General features: G+C 73.1%; 13 protein-coding genes. 8 read left to right on the forward strand and 5 right to left on the reverse strand.

Annotation, left to right across the window (positions count from 1 at the left end; all coding sequences use genetic code 11):
• Positions 1 to 96 precede the first annotated feature (96 nt).
• Positions 97 to 1,662, forward strand: a complete 1,566-nt coding sequence (locus tag ACFWPT_RS27575) for a glycosyl hydrolase family 18 protein (RefSeq protein ID WP_380485004.1) — start codon at positions 97 to 99, stop codon at positions 1,660 to 1,662.
• A 335-nt stretch (positions 1,663 to 1,997) separates the two neighbouring features.
• Here ACFWPT_RS27575 and ACFWPT_RS27580 read toward each other — a convergent pair whose 3' ends face one another.
• Both ACFWPT_RS27580 and ACFWPT_RS27585 read right to left on the reverse strand, forming a co-directional pair.
• Positions 1,998 to 2,945 (reverse strand): hypothetical protein, encoded by a 948-nt coding sequence (locus ACFWPT_RS27580; RefSeq protein WP_380373674.1) that lies wholly within the window; start codon positions 2,943 to 2,945, stop codon positions 1,998 to 2,000.
• A gap of 273 nt (positions 2,946 to 3,218) precedes the next feature.
• Entirely contained in the window at positions 3,219 to 4,604 is a 1,386-nt protein-coding gene (locus tag ACFWPT_RS27585) for a rhodanese-like domain-containing protein (RefSeq protein ID WP_380485006.1), read from the reverse strand.
• A gap of 250 nt (positions 4,605 to 4,854) precedes the next feature.
• On the opposite strand from ACFWPT_RS27585, the gene ACFWPT_RS27590 reads away from it, so the two are divergent.
• From ACFWPT_RS27590 to ACFWPT_RS27605, 4 genes are all read left to right on the forward strand, one after another.
• On the forward strand, positions 4,855 to 5,238 hold the full coding sequence (locus ACFWPT_RS27590; RefSeq protein WP_380485008.1) for a rhodanese-like domain-containing protein: 384 nt from the start codon (positions 4,855 to 4,857) through the stop codon (positions 5,236 to 5,238).
• A complete protein-coding gene (locus ACFWPT_RS27595; protein WP_380485010.1) occupies positions 5,235 to 5,984 on the forward strand; it encodes a sulfite exporter TauE/SafE family protein in 750 nt (249 codons plus the stop codon). Before ACFWPT_RS27590 ends, ACFWPT_RS27595 begins: the two co-directional genes overlap by 4 nt.
• Before the next feature lie 237 nt (positions 5,985 to 6,221).
• Positions 6,222 to 8,669, forward strand: coding sequence for an RICIN domain-containing protein (locus ACFWPT_RS27600; RefSeq protein ID WP_380485012.1), 2,448 nt, complete (start codon positions 6,222 to 6,224; stop codon positions 8,667 to 8,669).
• A gap of 107 nt (positions 8,670 to 8,776) precedes the next feature.
• Positions 8,777 to 10,852 carry a hypothetical protein gene (locus ACFWPT_RS27605; protein WP_380373663.1) on the forward strand — a complete coding sequence of 692 codons (2,076 nt, stop codon included), beginning with the start codon at positions 8,777 to 8,779 and terminating at the stop codon, positions 10,850 to 10,852.
• 55 nt (positions 10,853 to 10,907) lie between these two features.
• Here ACFWPT_RS27605 and ACFWPT_RS27610 read toward each other — a convergent pair whose 3' ends face one another.
• Together ACFWPT_RS27610 and ACFWPT_RS27615 are read right to left on the reverse strand one after the other, a co-directional pair.
• Positions 10,908 to 12,092, reverse strand: coding sequence for a saccharopine dehydrogenase family protein (locus tag ACFWPT_RS27610; RefSeq protein ID WP_380485014.1), 1,185 nt, complete (start codon positions 12,090 to 12,092; stop codon positions 10,908 to 10,910).
• Positions 12,093 to 12,162: 70 nt separating this feature from the next.
• Positions 12,163 to 13,182, reverse strand: coding sequence for an alpha/beta hydrolase family protein (locus tag ACFWPT_RS27615; protein ID WP_380485016.1), 1,020 nt, complete (start codon positions 13,180 to 13,182; stop codon positions 12,163 to 12,165).
• A 67-nt stretch (positions 13,183 to 13,249) separates the two neighbouring features.
• Between ACFWPT_RS27615 and ACFWPT_RS27620 the strand changes: the two genes are divergently transcribed.
• Positions 13,250 to 14,095: a PaaX family transcriptional regulator C-terminal domain-containing protein gene (locus ACFWPT_RS27620; protein WP_380485018.1), complete on the forward strand. Its 846-nt coding sequence runs from the start codon at positions 13,250 to 13,252 to the stop codon at positions 14,093 to 14,095.
• On the opposite strand, the gene ACFWPT_RS27625 is transcribed toward ACFWPT_RS27620, so the two are convergent.
• Positions 14,085 to 15,371 (reverse strand): MFS transporter, encoded by a 1,287-nt coding sequence (locus ACFWPT_RS27625; protein WP_380373655.1) that lies wholly within the window; start codon positions 15,369 to 15,371, stop codon positions 14,085 to 14,087. The two genes, ACFWPT_RS27620 and ACFWPT_RS27625, sit on opposite strands and share 11 nt — an antisense overlap.
• A 54-nt stretch (positions 15,372 to 15,425) precedes the next feature.
• Between ACFWPT_RS27625 and ACFWPT_RS27630 the strand changes: the two genes are divergently transcribed.
• Positions 15,426 to 16,169, forward strand: a complete 744-nt coding sequence (locus ACFWPT_RS27630) for an AraC family transcriptional regulator (RefSeq protein ID WP_380485027.1) — start codon at positions 15,426 to 15,428, stop codon at positions 16,167 to 16,169.
• A 36-nt stretch (positions 16,170 to 16,205) separates the two neighbouring features.
• A complete protein-coding gene (locus tag ACFWPT_RS27635; RefSeq protein ID WP_363376379.1) occupies positions 16,206 to 16,949 on the forward strand; it encodes an SOS response-associated peptidase in 744 nt (247 codons plus the stop codon).
• Positions 16,950 to 17,033: the final 84 nt, after the last annotated feature.

Genomic DNA, 17,033 nt, shown 5'->3' on the forward strand with positions numbered 1-17,033 from the left:
CCGGACTGACTCGGGGAACACGGCGCGTACCTCGCGGTCTGCTCGAAGTAGGCGAAGGTCGACCCTCCACATGTCCGCGTCACTACACTCTGCCGCATGACTGAAGATCAGAAAGTCCTTCTGCAGGCAGATCTGTTGACCACGGATACCTACGAGGCTCACGGCTACAAACCGGAGGGGACAGGGACTGCCCTGTCGTACACCTCGACCCGGGTGTGCGTCCCGGCCTACAACGGGTACGACTCCGAATCACCTGAGAGCGCCGGCATGCGGCTCTCGGCGTACCTGGCCTCCGGGTTCCACTACGACGGGCGGCTGGCCCCTGAACGGCTGGGTGACGCGAGCTCGGATGACGAGAGGCCGGATGAGCCGGGCTACGGCTTCGACCTGGTGGGCATCCCCGCGACTGCGTACGACCGCATCGTCTTCGGACACCTGGCGGTGCTCGGCGACGTCGAGCCGCAACAGCCGCAGGTAGCCGCGGTCAGGGACGGCTGGAACTCGCAGACCGACGGGCAGGAGCCGATCGGTTCGGGGCACGTCGTACCCGTTGACCCCTTCGGTGACCTCGGCGTGACACGGAACGTGGACCTGCCGGCCTCGGACCGCCGGGACGCTTCCTACAAGACGTTCCTGGCGTACTACAACCAGGAGGCTGCGTCCGGCGTGCTGGGCGGCCTGCGCAACCTGCAGCAGCGTGCGAAGCGTGCGGGCCACAAGCTGGAGCTCGCGTTCAGCATCACCGATGCCGGACCCTCGGGCACTCTCGCCTCTGTGGCCGGCGACGCGCAGAAGCGGGCCGCCTTCACCGCCGGCGTCGTCGACTTCTTCAACCGGTTCCCCATGTTCAGTGAAGTGGAGCTGGCCTGGGACAGCGTGGACGGGAAGGCTCGCACTCTCCCGGACGCGGCCACGCGAGACGCCTACGCCCTAGTCGTGAGGGAACTGCGGCAAGCCTGCGACAGGGCCTTCGGGACAAGGAGGCGCAAGTCGATCAGCATCGCGGTTCCCGCCGCCGGGATCGACGACCTGCGTGCCGCGCGCCTGGGAGACCTCGTGCGTGTTGGCCTGGACTCTGTCTCCCTCAAAGCCGTCGACTTCTTCCGGGGCGGAGAGAAGGAGCCGCTTGGCCACCTTGCCAACCTGACGTCCCGGAACCCGGACCAGGTGTCGGCGCAGAAGCTGGTCGAGTACCTCGTCCAGGAAGAAGGCATCCACCCAGGGAAGATCCACCTCGGGTATGCGTGCTACGGCCGTGCTGTCACCAACGCGGACCCCGCCACCGGGACGCACGCCGGCACGTCGGCCGCGCTGGGAACGTTCGCCCACGGCGTCGTCGGCTTCTATGACGCCGTCGCCAACTACCTCGACCTGGAGCACGGCCGGGCCGCCGGGAAGAACGGCTTCGCCCTGCTGACCGACCAGGAGGCCGACGCCGACACACTCCTGGCCAACGGCCACTACATCTCGCTCGACACCCCGCGCAGCGTCATGCGCAAGGGCAAGTTCGCCGCCACGACCGGTCTCGGCGGACTGTGCGCATGGTCGGCCCATCAGGACAACGGCCTGCTGGCCAACGCCGCCCGGGAGGGCCTCGGATACGTCGCGGCACCGAGCCGAGAGTTCATCCCCATGGCCCCCCTGTACAACCCCGGCGCCTGAGTCCGGTCGGGAATCTCCGTTCCTTTCCTCTCGACTGCTGCTGTCTGACTGGACGAAGCAGTGCGGTCACGACCTTCTTGTCCGGGAGGCCGGGGCGCCCGTACGGACACCCCGGCCTCCCGGTCCACCTGCGCCGGCATCCGAAGACGGCAAGGAAGAGCACAGTGCACGCCCGAAGTACGTGCCACAGGGCTTCTTTCCACCAGTACAGGTGTACCTCGACGCGCTCGCCGCCCATGACCCCGGCGTGTTCCGGGCCCGAGCACCGTACCGAGTGGCCCCGCGGCCCGCGCAGGCTCTAGTCGGGTCGCGAGCGCGGGCCGGGTCGGCTGGGCTCAGCTCGTTGTGACGCTGGCGACCTTGTTGACGTTGCCGTAGGTGGTCCACACCTTGTTGTCGGGGCCGGTGGTGAGGTAGCTCGGCCCGGCGTTCGCGGTGGGCGGGCTGTACTGGGTGACGGTGCCTGCGGGGGTGATCTTCCCGACCTTGTTGTTGCCGGGCTCGGTGAACCAGAGGTTGCCGTCCGGGGCGCTGGTGATCTCCCCAGGCGCGCTGACGTTGTACTGGGTGATGGCGCCCGAGGGGGTGATCTTCCCGATCTTGTTGGCGCCGTACGCGGTGAACCACACGTTGCCGTCCGGGCCGCCGGTGATCCCCTGCATGTAGGACTGCCAGGTGATGTTGGGCACGGTGTACTTGGTGGTGACGCCCGCGGTGGTGGTCTTCATGAGGCCGCTGTTGTTGGGAGCGGTCCACCACAGGTTGCCGTCCGGACCGGTGGTGATCTCACCCGGGTAGTAGGCGATGGCGTACTCGGTGATGACGCCGGACGGGGTGATCTTCCCGATCTGGTAGTTGTTGCAGTCGATGAACCACATGTTGCCGTCCGGCCCGGCGGTGATGCCGTTGGGCTCGGGCGAGTTCTGGCCCTGGGGCAGGTTGTACTCGGTGATGGCGCCGGCGGGGGTGATCTTCCCGATCTTCTGGCCGTCGTACTCGGTGAACCAGACGTTGCCGTCCGCTCCGCCGGCGATCGCGGTCAGGGTGGCGTTCTGGGTGGGCACCTGGTACTCGGTCACGGTCCCCGCCGTGGTCATCTTGGCGACGTTACCGACACCCGGCTCAAGGAACCACAGGTTGCCGTCCGCCCCCTTGGTGATGGCACCCGGGCTGTTGGGCGTGTTGTGCTCGGTGAAGGTCACCGCCGCGGTGGCGGGCGAAGCGCACAGGACCACCATCGCCACCGCCAACGACCCGACGGTCCGCTTCTTCCCACGCTTCATGGACTCCACGCTCACGGCTGTCTCTCTTCTTCTGGCACTGTTCCCGATCCGGGATCAGCGTCAGCAAAGCGCACCCCAACGCCACGAAACGGCACAACATGCGCATTTCACTCACATGGGCGCCATATCGAACATGCAGCGAAAGCATCGAATCTCCGATTGATGAAGCCCCAGGCCGAGGCCGTTCGCAGCATCCGATGAATGTTGCATCGGATGCAATACCGCTCGTCAGTCCAGGTAGATGCCGGCGAAGGTGCGCCGAGAGGGCTGGGTTCAGTCCAGGGTGGGGTGGGTGAGGGTGTGCCAGGCGGTGTAGCCGCCGAGGAGGTCGGAGACGTCGGTGTGGCCGTGGTGGCGCAGCAGGCTGGCGGCGATGGAGGAGCGGTGGCCGCCGGCGCAGTGGACGACCAGGGGGTGGTCGGTGGGGATCTCGTCGAGGCGGCTGGGGAGTTCGGTCAGGGGGATGTGCAGGGATTCTTCGATGGAGCCGGTTTCGCGTTCGCCGCAGGTGCGGACGTCCAGGACGGTGGGGGGCTGTTCGTCGGCGAGTGCGGTGCGGAGTTGGTCGGCGGTGAGGCGGCTGGCGGGGGTGAGGTCGTCGGCGAGGGCGGGCAGGGCGTTGTCGGGGTTGCTCAGGTAGCCGGCGATGTGGTCGAAGCCGATGCGGGCGAGGCGGGTGATGACCTCGGCCTCGCGGTCCTGCGGGGCGATGATCGCAAGGTTGCCGTCGGGGGTGAGGACGGTGCCGGCCTGTTCGGCGAAGCGGCCGTCGACGGGGACGTTGATGGCACCGCGGAGGTGTCCGGCGCCGAACTCCTGGGGACTGCGGGCGTCGAGGACGACGGCGCCTGCGGTACGGGCCTCCTTGAAGCCCTCGGGGCACAGGGGGCGGGCGGGGTTGGTGCGGTCGAGCAGCGGGTGATCCTGCCGGTTGAGGGCGGCGTCGTGGCCGAAGTAGGCGGGGGCCACGGACTGGCCGGCGGTGACGATGCGGACGAAGGTGTCCTGGTCCATGGGCTGGCAGGCGTAGTTGGTGGCGCGCTCGCGGCCGATGGTGGACCGCTTCTCGGTGGAGAGGTTCTTGCCACAGGCGGAGCCGGCGCCGTGGGCGGGGAAGACGAGGGTCTCGTCGGGCAGAGCGAGCAGCTTGCGGTGGACGCTGTCGTACAGCATGGCGCCGAGTTCGTCGGCGGTGACGCCGGACGAGGCGAGCAGGTCGGGGCGGCCGACGTCGCCGATGAACAGGGCGTCGCCGGTGAGCACGCCGTACGGGACGGTGTCGTCGGGCTGCTCGTAGACCAGGATGCTGATCGATTCCGGGGTGTGGCCGGGGGTCTCCATGATTTGGAGGGCGACGTCGCCGAGTTCGATCCGTTCGCCGTCGGCGAGCTTGCGGATCGGGTACTCGGTCTCGGCCCGGCGGCCGTAGCCGATCCAGGCGCCGGTGCGGTCGGCCAGTTCGAGGTGGCCGGCGAGGAAGTCGGCGTGGAAGTGGGTGTTGATGACGGCCTCGACGGTCAGGCCGCGGGCCTCGGCATCGGCGACGTACTCGTCGACGTCGCGGCGGGGGTCGACCACGACGGCGCGGCCGGTGCGCTCGTCGGCGATCAGGTACGAGGCCTGGGAGAGGCAGTCGAGGTAGAACTGGGCGAAGTACACGGGGAACCTCCTGGGCGGCGTCGGGCGCCTCGGCGTGATTTCGATACCCCCACCGGTATATGTGCCAGCATGCCGCCCCACGGTTGATACGGGGCGGGGTATCGCCAAACGAGGTCGATAATACCCCCAGGGGTACTATGGTGGACATTGCGCGGGACCGGCCGTCGCCACCGGAGACGGGTGGCGCCAAGGAGGCGCTCACACCCCCCGGCGAGCCGGCCCACGCCACACCAGACCATCGGAGAACCGCATGCCCCCGCTGTCGCCCAACCCCGGGCAGACCACCCCCGCTCAGGCCCACCAGCTCGCCCGCGCCGGCGCAGCCGTCCTGCTCGACGTCCGGGAGCGCGGCGAGTTCACGGCCGGCCACGCCCCCGGCGCCCTCCACCTGCCGCTGATCGCCCTGGCCGCCCGCGAACCGCTCCCGCCCGAGGCGGGCGGACGGCTCGTCCTGGCGATCTGCCACTCGGGCAACCGCTCCGCACGGGCGGCGCAGCTGCTCGCCGAGCGCGGCGTCGAGGTGCTGAACGTCGTCGGCGGCATGACCGCCTGGAAGCACGCCGGACTGCCGGTCACCACTCCGGGCGACAGCAGCAGCGGCGGGAACTCCAGGGACGCCGGGGACGCGATATGACCGCGCTGCTCCTGGCGCTGGCCGCCGGGGCCGTGGTCGGCCTCGCCCTCGGCGGCCTCGGCGGGGGCGGCAGCATGCTCGCCGTCCCCGCGCTGGTCTACCTGCTCGGCTTCAGCCCGGCCCTGGCCACCACCGCCGCCCTGGTGATCGTCGCCGCGACCTCGCTGACCGGCCTGCTCGCGCACGCCCGGGCGGGCCGGGTCCGCTGGCGCACCGGCGCGCTGTTCGCCGCCGCCGGGCTGCCCGCCGCCACGGCCGCCGGGGCGCTCTCGGCGCACCTGCCCGGGGCGCTGCCGACCGGCGCGTTCGCGGTGCTGGCCGGACTGGCCGCCTGGCGGATGCTGGTCCCGCCCAAGGCCGCTCCGCAGGAACGCCCTGCCGCCGGGTGGGGCCGCTCGACGGCGACCGGCGCCGGGCTCGGCGCGGTCACCGGGCTGCTGGGTGTCGGGGGCGGGTTCCTCGCCGTGCCCGCGCTGGTCTCGGTGCTCGCCTTCACCATGGCCGAGGCGGTGGGCACCAGCCTGCTGGTGATCACCGCCAACGCGCTGGCCGCTCTGCTGCCCCGGCTCGGCGCGACCGGCGCCATCGACTGGGCGGTGGCCGCCCCCTTCACTGGGGCTGCGATCCTCGGCGCCTGGGACGGCAAGCGGCTCGCCGACCGGCTCAGCGGGCGCACCCTGCAACGGGCCTTCGCGTTCGCCCTGCTCGGCGTGGCCGCGCTGATGCTGGTCACCGCCCTGCACTGACGCCGGTCACCGCACCGCGCTGACGCCGGGCGGCCCCGGCTCCCGGCGCGCGCACCCGGAGGGCGAGTCCGGAGGGCGGCAGCCGACCGTGCGCCGACCGTTGACGCGGCTCGGATGGGCATGTGACATTGCACATGTCACCCGGCGCCGCTCAAGGGATTTGAACGTTCAAACCCCTGCCCGCGCACGCCGCCCCGCCCCCTGACGCACCGCCACCCGTCCGACAGGAGAGCCCCCATGCCCCCCACCCGCGCCCCGCGCCGCCGACCGGTCCGCGCCCTGCCCTCGGGCTTAGCGGTTCTGGCCGTACTCGCCGTCCAGGCCGTCGGCGCGGGACCGGCCCGAGCCGACGGCGCGGCCCCGCTGGTCGACGGCGGCGGCTACGTCCTCGGCTCCGCCCTGGACGGCAGCTGCCTCGGCCCGCAGTACGCGCAGTCGGCGGCCGGCACGCCCGTCGTCGGCGCGGCCTGCCAGGGGCTGCTCAGCCAGCGCTGGCAGCTGCACCGCACCACCGACGGCTACCGGCTGGTCAACGCCGCGAGCGGACGCTGCCTGACCCTCGACGGCACCGGGCGGCACCCCGGCACGGCCGACTGCGGCACCGACCCCGCCGCCGAGACCTTCGCCATCTCCCCGGCACCGGGCGGGAGTCACACCCTGGCCGCGCACGGCGCCTGCCTCACCACGGCAGGCGACCGCAGGCAGAACAGCGCAGCAGACCGCGAACAGGACGGCGCCGCCGAGCGCGAGCAGAGCAGCGCCGCCGACCGCCGGCGCTGCGACGCCCGGCCCGCCCACCGCTGGACCCTCACCCGCAGCGAACCGCTCACCCTCACCGACCCCGGCTTCGAACAGGGCACGAACGGCTGGACGTTCACCGACCACACCGGCGTCGCCACCAACAACCCGCACGGCGGCACCCGCCTCGCCTACCTCGACGCCGGCTCCGGCCACCGGATCGCCCAGCAGGTCACCGCCGTCACCGCCGGCAGCTACGACCTGTCCGCCTGGATCGCCACCGGCGGCGCCGGCGGCACCTTCTCGGTCAGCGTCAACGGCACCGTGGTCCGCTCGCTGACCCTGCCCGAGCAGCCCGTCTACGCGAAGTACACCCTGCCCCGGGTGCACGTCGCGGCCGGCGACCGGCTCACCCTCGGCATCGGATCCTCCCCCACCGGCTGGGTCAACGCGGACGACGCCGTCGTCGCCCCGTCCGCCCCCAGCGACCCGAGGATCAGCTCCTCGGACCCGGAGGTCGTCGCCCTGTTCGACTGGGCCAAGACCAAGGCCAACAGCTGGGTGCAGCAGGCCGGCACCACCGGCGTGCTCAACCAGGACGAGAACAACCCCGGCGGCACCGGCACCACCACCTACGACACCACCTACTGGGCCGGCTACCCGTTCCGCTCCGACTTCTACAGCCGCGACTTCGCCCACCAGCTGGGCGGCGCCCACCTGCTCGGCCTGGACGCCGAGAACAAGACCATGCTGCGTGGGTTCGCCGCCTCCGCCACCGAGACCAACAAGCTCTACCCGGTCTGGGCGCTCAACTTCGACGCCAGGACGTACGGCAGCATCGACTACCGGAGCCCCGACCGCTTCGTGCGCGAGCTGCCCGCGCCGTTCGAGCTGGTCGAGAAGGCCGGCGAGGCCTACCGGTGGACCGGGGACCGCGACTACGCCGACGACCCCGCGCTGAGCGGCTACGTCCGCAACACCCTCGGCCCCTTCATCGCCCAGCACCCCGGCCCGGTCGACAACGGCGGCCTCCCCATCCCCCAGGCCACCAGCCGCAGCATCTTTTCCGGCACCGCGAGCTACGCCGAGAACGCCACCAGCACCTACGCCGAGGCCGGTGACGCGATCGGCGCCCAGTACCAGGCGTACCTCGCCGCCGCGACCCTGGCCACCGCCCAGGGCGACACCGCCGCCGCCACCGGCTACCGGCAGGCCGCCACCGCGCTGCGCGACTACGTCAACACCACCTGGAGCGTGGACCGGCAGCAGCCCGGCGAGGTCGTGCACGGCTACGACACCACCGGCAAGCCGGTGACCGGCTGGGGCTACGAGTCCAGCGTGCTGATGCCGGTCAAGCAGCTGCTCGACCCCGGCCCGCGCCGGGACGCCCTCCTCGCCGCCATCGACGCCGCCGACTCCGGCCCGCAGCGCTCGACCAACCTGGAGGCCTACACCTACCTGCCCGACGCCTTCTTCGCCAACCATGACGGCGACACCGCCTGGAAGTGGATGCGGCAGATCTACCAGGGCGTCGACCAGCTCCACGCCACCGGACGGCTGCTCAACGGCGACTACCCCGAGGTCCCGTTCACGCTGCTGAGCCAGACCGTGCAGGGCCTGCTCGGCGTCGAGCCCGACGCCGCCGCGCACACCCTCGTGACCGCCTCCCGGCTGCCCGCCTCGATGGGCTGGCTGGAGGTCGCCGACATCCCGGTCGGCGCGGGCTCGGTCACCGTCCGGCACGACGGCCACCGCAGCAGCACCGTCACCAACACCGGCCGTACGCCGCTCACCTGGGAGGCCCGCTTCGCCGGCCCGCACGGCGGGATCACCGTCGACGGCAAGGCCCGGCCCACCCGCACCAGGACCGTCGACGGCGTGAGCTACACCTACGCCACCGTCACCGTCGCCCCCGGGCGCACCGCGAGCGCCGCCGTCACGGACTGACCCCCCCCAGCGCACCACCCTTCCGGCCGACCGGCCCCCAACCGGTCGGCCGCACACCCCGCTCCACCCGACGCACCGTCACCACCCCCACACCCTCAGGAGCGCGCATGCGCCACATCCCCCACCGCCTCGCGGCACCCGTGCTCGCGCTGGCCCTCGCCGCCACCGGCCTCGGCGCCCTCACGCTCGGCACGGCCGCCCCCGCCGCCGCCCTGGGCAACGGCAACGCCCTCACCCCGCCGATGGGGTGGAACTCCTGGAACTCCCTCGGCACCGAGGTCACCGAGGACCAGGTCGTCCAGACCATCGACTTCATGGCCGCCAACGGCCTGGTGGCGGCCGGCTACGACACCGTCACCATCGACGACGGCTGGTCGCTCTGGCACCGCGACGGCCAGACCACCGACCTGGTCCGCAACGCCGACGGCGGCCTCCAGCTCCAGGACGCCGCCGGGAACCCCGTCAGCGGCACCGACGGCACCGGCAACGACCCCACCACCGGCCACCTCCTCCCCCGCCCGGACCACTTCCCCGCGCAGACCGTCAACGGGCGGACCGTCAACGGCATCGAGTACCTCGCCCAGTACGCGCACGGCAAGGGCATGAAGTTCGGGCTCTACGCCACCGACACCTACCTCACCTGCCAGATGCACCCCGGCAGCCTCGGCCACGAGAGCACCGACGCGAGCGACTTCGTCTCCTGGGGCGTCGACTACGTCAAGTACGACGACTGCCCCTACGGCCCGCAGATCACCGGCCCGGACGGCCACAACTACTACACCCAGGGCGAGGGAAAGGAACTCACCCGCTCGATCTACGCCCGCGTCCAGACCTTCCAGCGCGCCCTCGACGCCGCCTCCGCCGCGCAGGGCCGGCCCAAGGTCACCCTCAGCGTCTCCGCCCAGCCCGCCCACACCGGCGTCCCGTACCTGCTCGCGGCCGACGACCCGGCGCGCACCGACCCGGTCGTGCAGGCCGCCGGCACCGCGCCGTTCCAGGCGCCCGGCTACGCGCCGACCGGCGTCTGGTGCGGCCAGGTCGCCAACCTCTGCCGGATCGGCGGCGACCGCGACAGCGAGCTCGACGGGGTGCTCTGGAACGGGCAGTTGCAGACCGCGCTGCAGTACCCCGGCAACGTGCGCCCGGGCAGCTGGAACGACCTCGACATGATGTTCACCGGCTGGCAGGACGTCTACGGCGCCTGGGGCACCACCGACACCTGCACCTGCCACAAGCCGTTCACCGACGACGAGTCCCGCACCGAGACCTCCGTCCTCGCGATGCTCGCCGCCCCGCTGGTCTCCGGCGCCGACCTGCGCACCGCCGCACAGTCCCAGCACAGCGCGGACGGCCACACCTGGTCCACCGGGATCGACGCCGCTAGCCTGGCGGTCCTGAAGAACCGCGACGTCATAGCGATCGACCAGGACGCCCTGGCCAAGCCCGCCACCCTGGTCGGCGCCAAGCCCGCGAACGCCACCGCGCCGGTCGTCCTCCAGCGGCGGCTGGCGAACGGCGACACCGCCGTGCTGCTCGTCAACCAGGACCCGGCCGCGAGCCGCACGGTGAGCACCAGCCTCGGCGAACTCGGCCTCACCGGGCCCGGCTACACCGCCAAGGAGCTGTGGACGGGCGCGAGTTCGACCGTCACCGGCACGCTCGGCGCCTCGGTGGCCCCGCACGGCGTGGCGCTGTACCGGCTCAGCGCCCGGCCGGCCACCGGGCCGGCCGCGGTGGTCGACGACGGCCGCTACCACGCGATCGGCGCCGGCGGCGGTGGCGGCCTGGTCCTGGAAGTGGCGGGGACCTGCAGCTCGCCGCTCGGCGCCGTCGCCGACGTCAACACCTGGTGGCCCACGCACACCTCCGAGCAGTGGACCTTCACCAGCAACCCGGACGGCACCGTGCGGATCGCCGACAACTGCGCCACCGCCACCCACGCGCACACCGTGCTCGCCGCCGGCACCGACCCCGGCAACAGCGCCTACCTGCTCGGCTACTCGCCCGGCAACCGCTGGCAGGAGTGGCGGGTCACCCAGGACGGCGCCACCGGCAAGCTCACCATCACCAACGTCGCCACCGGCCTGGTCCTCAACGCCCGCACCGGCACGGCGGGTTCGACCGTGACCACGGACGCGGCCGACGGCGCCGCCCCCGGACAGGGCTGGGGCGTCGTGTCCTGACCTCGCCGGCGCCGGCGCCCGCGCCCTGATCACGCCTCCTGACCGCGTCTCTTGATCACGCTCCCGGGCGCTCCTCCACCACGACGCCGACGCCCGGCCAGTGGCGCGCCAGGTCGGCGAAGAAGCGCTCGGCGTCGATCGCCGCCTCGGGCGGGTGGACGCCCGGGGCGCGGACGCCGCCGTCCAGGAGCTGGGCGAGGCCGAGGGCCGCTGGCACGCCGGTGCTCTCGGCCATGTCGCCGAGCAGGGCCTCGGCGCCGGTGAGCCGGGCGAGGACGGTGACCGGCCGGCCCTCGCGGCCGCCTGTGGCGGCGGCGAAGAAGCCGGGGAGGCTGCCGGGGCCGGGGAAGCGGGCCGCGCGGGCGGCGGCCCGCAGGGTGCGGCGCAGCGTGGGGCGGTCGAGGTCGACGGCGGCGGTCTCGTTGCCGAGGCGCCCGGCGTCGAGGTCGTCCCGCAGGACGTCCAGGTAGGCGGCCGTCCTGGCGGTGACGACCATGAGGTTGGCGGCCGCGCCGCCGGGCCGCAGGCTGCGGTGCAGGGTGACCGGTTCGGGGTGGCCGACGGTGTACGCGGTGCCGCGGTGGCCGCCGGGCAGGTCGAGGGCGACCGGCCGCAGCGGGGGCCGCTGGACGATCCGGCCGCCGTCGACCACCGCGACCGTGCCGCTGATCTGTTGCATCCAGTGGACGGCGGCCGCCAGCGGGGCACCGTCCGGTCCGCGCAGGGAGGTGTCGTCGGGTTCGGCGCCCGCGTCGACGGGCCAGGCGGTGTAGAGGTCGGTCAGGCTGTCGAGGCGGGCGGCGGCCCGGACGGCGAGCAGGTTGCTGACGCCGGGGCTGGCGCCCATGCCGATCACGGCGCGGACGCCGGCGGCGCGGGCCTCGCCGTCGAGTTCCAGCATGGCGACGGTGGGTTCCCAGTCGTCGCAGATGTCCAGGTAGTGGGTGCCGGTGCGGATCGCCGCGCGCAGCACGCCCAGGCCGAAGCGGTAGTACGGGCCGACGGTGTTGAGGACGGCGTCGGCTTCCGCGAGGGCGGCGTGCAGCTGCGCCCCGTCGGTGACGTCGACCTGGCGGGCCCGGACCGGCACCGGGCCGCCGGCGAGGGCGGCGGCGGTGCGGCGGGCGGCGTCCGGATCGCGGTCGGCGATCACGAGTTCGTGGACGCCGGGCAGTCGGGCGGCGACCCGGGCGGCGACGCGGCCCATCGCTCCCGCTCCGCCGAGGGCGAGCACTCTCATCGTCGTTTCTCCTTTCGCCGGCTGCGTCCACCGGCTTTGCGGCTGGGCCGTCAGCGCTGCCCGAGCGAGGTCAGGAAGCCAGCGAGGTCAGGAAGCTGCGGTGCTCGTCGAGGTAGCCGGGGCTGAAGAGCGAGCGGGGTGCGGCGATCGCGAGGAAGGTGCTCTCCAGTTCCGAGTCCTCGACGGATTCGGGGACGATGTTGTGCGTGGCGTCCGGGTAGCGCTTGACCCGGAGCTGGCCGGGCGCGGTGAGGATCCTGCGGTAGCCGGCCTCGGTGTCGTCGCTGTCGACGTTGATGTCGCGCCCGCCGAGGAAGAGCAGGACCGGCACCCGGAGGGCGGCGAGGTCGTCGCTGGCGTCGGAGGTGTGGTTGCGGCGGTTGAAGTCCCAGCGCTGCGGGGTGAGGCCGTCGACGTCGCCGCCGCCGGCCCGGTACTGCTCGAAGGTCTGGCCGGCCCGGAGGGCGGCGAGGTTCCGGTCGCTGCGCGCGATGGCGGCCGCGGTCTCGGCCGGGGTGGCGTGCTTCTTCCTGAGTTCGGCGAGCAGGTTGTAGCGGCCCTGCTGGAGCCAGTTGAGGGCGGGGGCGACGGCGATCACGAACCTGACGTCCGGGGACTGCCGGGCGGCCTTGGGCATCACCCAGCCGGCCTGGCTGGCGCCCCAGAGGCCGATCCGGGCGGGGTCGATGCCGGGCCGCTTCTTTGCCCAGTCGATCGCGGCGACGGTCTCGTCGGCGCGGTCCTGGATGCTCTGGTCGAGCCAGTTGCCGGGGGCGCCGTCGACGCCGGGCTTGTCCCAGGAGAGGGAGGCGTAGCCGGCCTTGGCGATCGCCTCCCAGATCGGCCGGTAGAAGGTGTCGTGGGTGGCGTTGGTGGGGCCGTCCCCGTGGACGAAGACGACCAGGCCGGCGGGGGTGCGGCCGCCGGTCGGGCGGGCGAGGACGCCGTGCAGCGGCTGTTTGCCGCCGGTGATGGTGACGCGTTCCTCCTTGAGGTCGTACTCGTTCTGGTAGACCACCCAGCCGCCCGCGCCGAGCAGGAGCACCACCACGGACAGCAGTGATCCCCAGAGCAACCATCGCCTGCGCATCTTCACTCCACCAATCTATCGTTCTAAAAACGAACGTATCAGATGTGAACGTATTAGGATGGTCGCCATGGTGGAGATTCCGACCCGGGTGCTGGTCGAGGCGATGGTCCGTACGGACGGCACGGTCGACTGCGGCGACCTGTACACCGTGGCCGGCCTGCTCGGGATGACCGACCAGCAGGTCCGGCTGACCGTCAAGCGCCTCACCGGCGACGGGCGGTTCGTCCAGGAGGGGCGCGGCCGCCGGGCTCTGCTGCGGGCCACCGCCGAGACCCGGCGCTCGATCGACCCCGACGTCGAGTACGTGGCGCTGATGTACGCCCAGGACCGCGGCCGGGCCCCCTGGGACGGCGTCTGGCACCTCGCGGGATTCGCCGTCCCCGAGCACGCCCGGCCCGCCCGCGACGCGCTGCGCGAGGCGATCCTCCGACTCGGCGGCGCCCCGGTGCAGAACGGCCTCTACGTCTCGCCGCACCCCTGGGAGGAGGACGTCCTCGCCGAGGCCGCCGCCCTCGACGTGCGCGGCCACCTCACCCTCCTCACCAGCCGCGACCTGCGCACCGGCGAGACCGACGACCCCCGCGCGCTCGCCCGGCGCTGGTGGCCGCTGGACCAGGTCGCCGAGGGCCACCAGCGGCTCACCGAGGTCGCGGCCGACCGCCTCGCCCGGCTGGAGAAGGGCCTCACCGGCTCCGAACTGCTCACCGTCGCCCTGGAGTTGGCCGCCGCCTTCACCGAGGCCATGGAGCCCGACCCGCTGCTGCCGCCGGAACTCCTGCCACAGCCCTGGGCCGGCACCGCGGCCCGCGAACTCGTCGCCCGCTGCTGGGCGCTGCTGCTCGCCGACCCCGGGCCGGGCGCGCCCCGGCTGTTCGACGCCTACGCCGAGGTCGTCGCGGCCGTCACCGCGTAGCCGCCGGACCCGGCTCGGGCGCGGCCGCGCCAAAGGCTTCGGGCGCGACCGGCTCCGGCAGGGTGCGGAACAGCAGCCAGCTCAGCACCGGCATCAGCACCAGCGGAAACAGGGCGGTGCGCAGCGAGGTCGCGTCGGCGAGGCCGCCGATCACCGGGCTCGCCAGGCCGCCGATGCTGACGGTCAGGCCCAGCGTGATCCCGCTGGCGGTGCCGATCCGCGAGGGCAGGTAGTCCTGCCCCAGCGTGACCTGCAACGAGAACGGCACGTACAGGCCCGCCGAGGTCAACGCCACGAAGACGTACAGCGCCGGGCCCGGCACCAGCACCACGCCCGCCACGGCCACCGCCGCCACCAGGTACGACCAGCGCGCCACCGCGACCCGGCCCCAGCGGTCCGCCAGCGCGCCGCCCAGCACCGAACCCACCGCGCCGCCCGCGTACAGCACCACCAGCGCTGCGGTGCCCGCCGCCGTACCGCCGCCGACCCGCTGGGTGGCGAACAGCGCGAGGAAGGTGCTCAGGCCGGTGAAGGCGATCGAGCGGCACACCACGGCCAGCGACAGCCGCACGAACGAGGCCCGGTCGTCGGCCCCGGCCACCGGCGCCGAAGCCGCCCCGGCGGCCCGCCGGCGCTCCAGTTCGCGCAGCACCGGCAGGCACAGGACGGCGCCCGCGAGCGCCGGCAGCACCAGCAGCGGGGTCAGCCGCAGGCCGCCGCCCGAGACCACCACGGAGACCAGCAGCGGGGCCGCCGCGAAGCCCAGGTTGCCGCCCAGCGAGAACCAGGCCATCCCCCGGTGGCCGTCCCGCGCGGCCAGCCGGGCCACCCGGGCGGACTCCGGGTGGTACGCGGCCACCCCGACCCCGGACAGCGCCACGAAGGCCAGCGTCAGCGGGTACGAGCCGCTCACCCCGCTGAGCGCGATGCCCACGCCGCCCACCAGCGTGCTGACCGGCAGCAGCCAGGGCAGCGGGCGGCGGTCGGTGATCGCGCCGAACAGCGGCTGCGCCACCGAGGAGAGCAGCGAGGCGGCGAGCACCACGCCCGAGACGGCGGCGTAGCCGTAGCCGCGCTCGGCCACGAAGAACGGGACCAGGGCGGCCACCGCGCCCTGGTAGACGTCCACGCAGGCGTGTCCGAGGGACAGCAGGGTGATCGAGGAGTCCCGTTTGCCGGGTGTGCTCTTCGGATTGTCAGGCGTGCTCGACGTACTGGATGTACTGGACGTAGGGGGCATAGCGATCGGCAGATTGTCCGGCGTTGTCTTCGGCATGCCGACATGCTCGGCGCAGCGGCACCTGTCGGGCTTCCGATAATCTGCCAGGTGATGCCGAACATCCGCCACGACCCCGTCGCCCCGACCCGCGCCCAACGGCTGGCCTCCGGCACCGGGATCGACGCCCACCGCCACGACGACCACCAGATCGCCTACGCGGCCAGCGGCGTGCTCGCCATCACCACCGACGCCGGCTCCTGGGTCGCCCCCGGCACCCGCGCCATCTGGGTCCCGGCCGGCACCGTGCACGCCCACCAGGCCCACGGCGAACTGGACCTCCACCTGGTCGGGCTGCCCGCCGCCGAGAACCCGCTCGGCCTGGACCGGCCGACCGTGCTCGCCGTCGGGCCGCTGCTGCGCGAACTGATCGTCGCCTACACCCGCACCCCCGAGGACGACAGCCCCGAACGGGCCCGGCTGCGCGCCGTCCTGCTCGACCAGCTGCGCGCCTCCCCGCAGCAGCCGCTGCACCTGCCCGCCCCCGCCACGCCGCTGCTGCGCGCGGTCTGCGACCGGCTGCGGGCCGACCCGGCCGACCAGCACACCCTCGCCGAGCTGGGCCGGGCGGTCGGCGCCAGCGACCGCACGCTCTCCCGGCTCTTCCGCACCGACCTCGGCATGACCTTCCCCCAGTGGCGCACCCAGCTGCGGCTGCACCACGCGCTGGTGCTGCTCGCCGAGGGCCTGCCCGTCACGGCGGTCGCGCACCGCTGCGGCTGGTCCTCCGCGAGCGCCTTCATCGACGTCTTCCGCCGCACCTTCGGCCACACCCCGGGCCGCCATCCCACCTACTGACCCGGCATTGTCCGCCGCTGGTGGCAGGGTGGGGGCATGTGCGGTCGCTTCGTCTCCACCACCACGCCCCAGGACCTCGTCGCCCTGCTCGGGGAACTGCGCTGGGATCCGGCCGAGTCGTTCGCGCCGAGCTGGAACGTGGCGCCCACCGACCCGGTGCCCGCCGTCCTGGAACGCGTCGACCGGGAGAGCGGCGAGCTGCTGCGGCAGCTGCGCCCGCTGCGCTGGGGCCTGGTGCCGTCCTGGTCCAAGGACCCCTCCGGCGGCGCCCGCATGATCAACGCCCGCTCGGAGACCGTCCACCTCAAGCCCGCCTTCCGCAAGGCCTTCACCACCCGGCGCTGCGTCATCCCCGCCGACGGCTACTTCGAGTGGCGCGAGGTGCCCGCCGCCGCCGACCGGAAGAAGTACAAGCAGCCGTACTTCCTCAGCACCGGCTCGGTCATGCTGATGGCCGGCCTGTACGAGTTCTGGCGCGACCGCACCCGGCCCGAGGACGACCCGGCGGCCTGGCTCGCCACCGCCACCGTCATCACCACCGACGCCACCGACAGCGCCGGGCGCGTCCACGACCGGATGCCGCTCACCATCGCCCCCGCCGACCTGGCCGCCTGGCTCGCCCCCGACCTCACGGACTCCGACGAACTCCACCACCTGCTGCGCCGCCCCGCCGACGGCGCCCTGCGGGTGCGGGCCGTCTCCCCCGCCGTCAACAGCGTCCGCTCCAACGGTCCGGAACTGCTCGCCCCCGCCCCGGACCCGCTGGGGCTGGCGGACTGACGTCCGGCCGGCCGTCAGGCGATCCGGCCGGCCGGCCAGCCCGGGGGCGAGGACCAGGACGCCTCCGGGCCGCCCGTTCCGGTG

The sequence above is a fragment of the Kitasatospora sp. NPDC058478 genome (assembly GCF_042720345.1).
In the GTDB taxonomy this organism is placed as follows: domain Bacteria; phylum Actinomycetota; class Actinomycetes; order Streptomycetales; family Streptomycetaceae; genus Kitasatospora.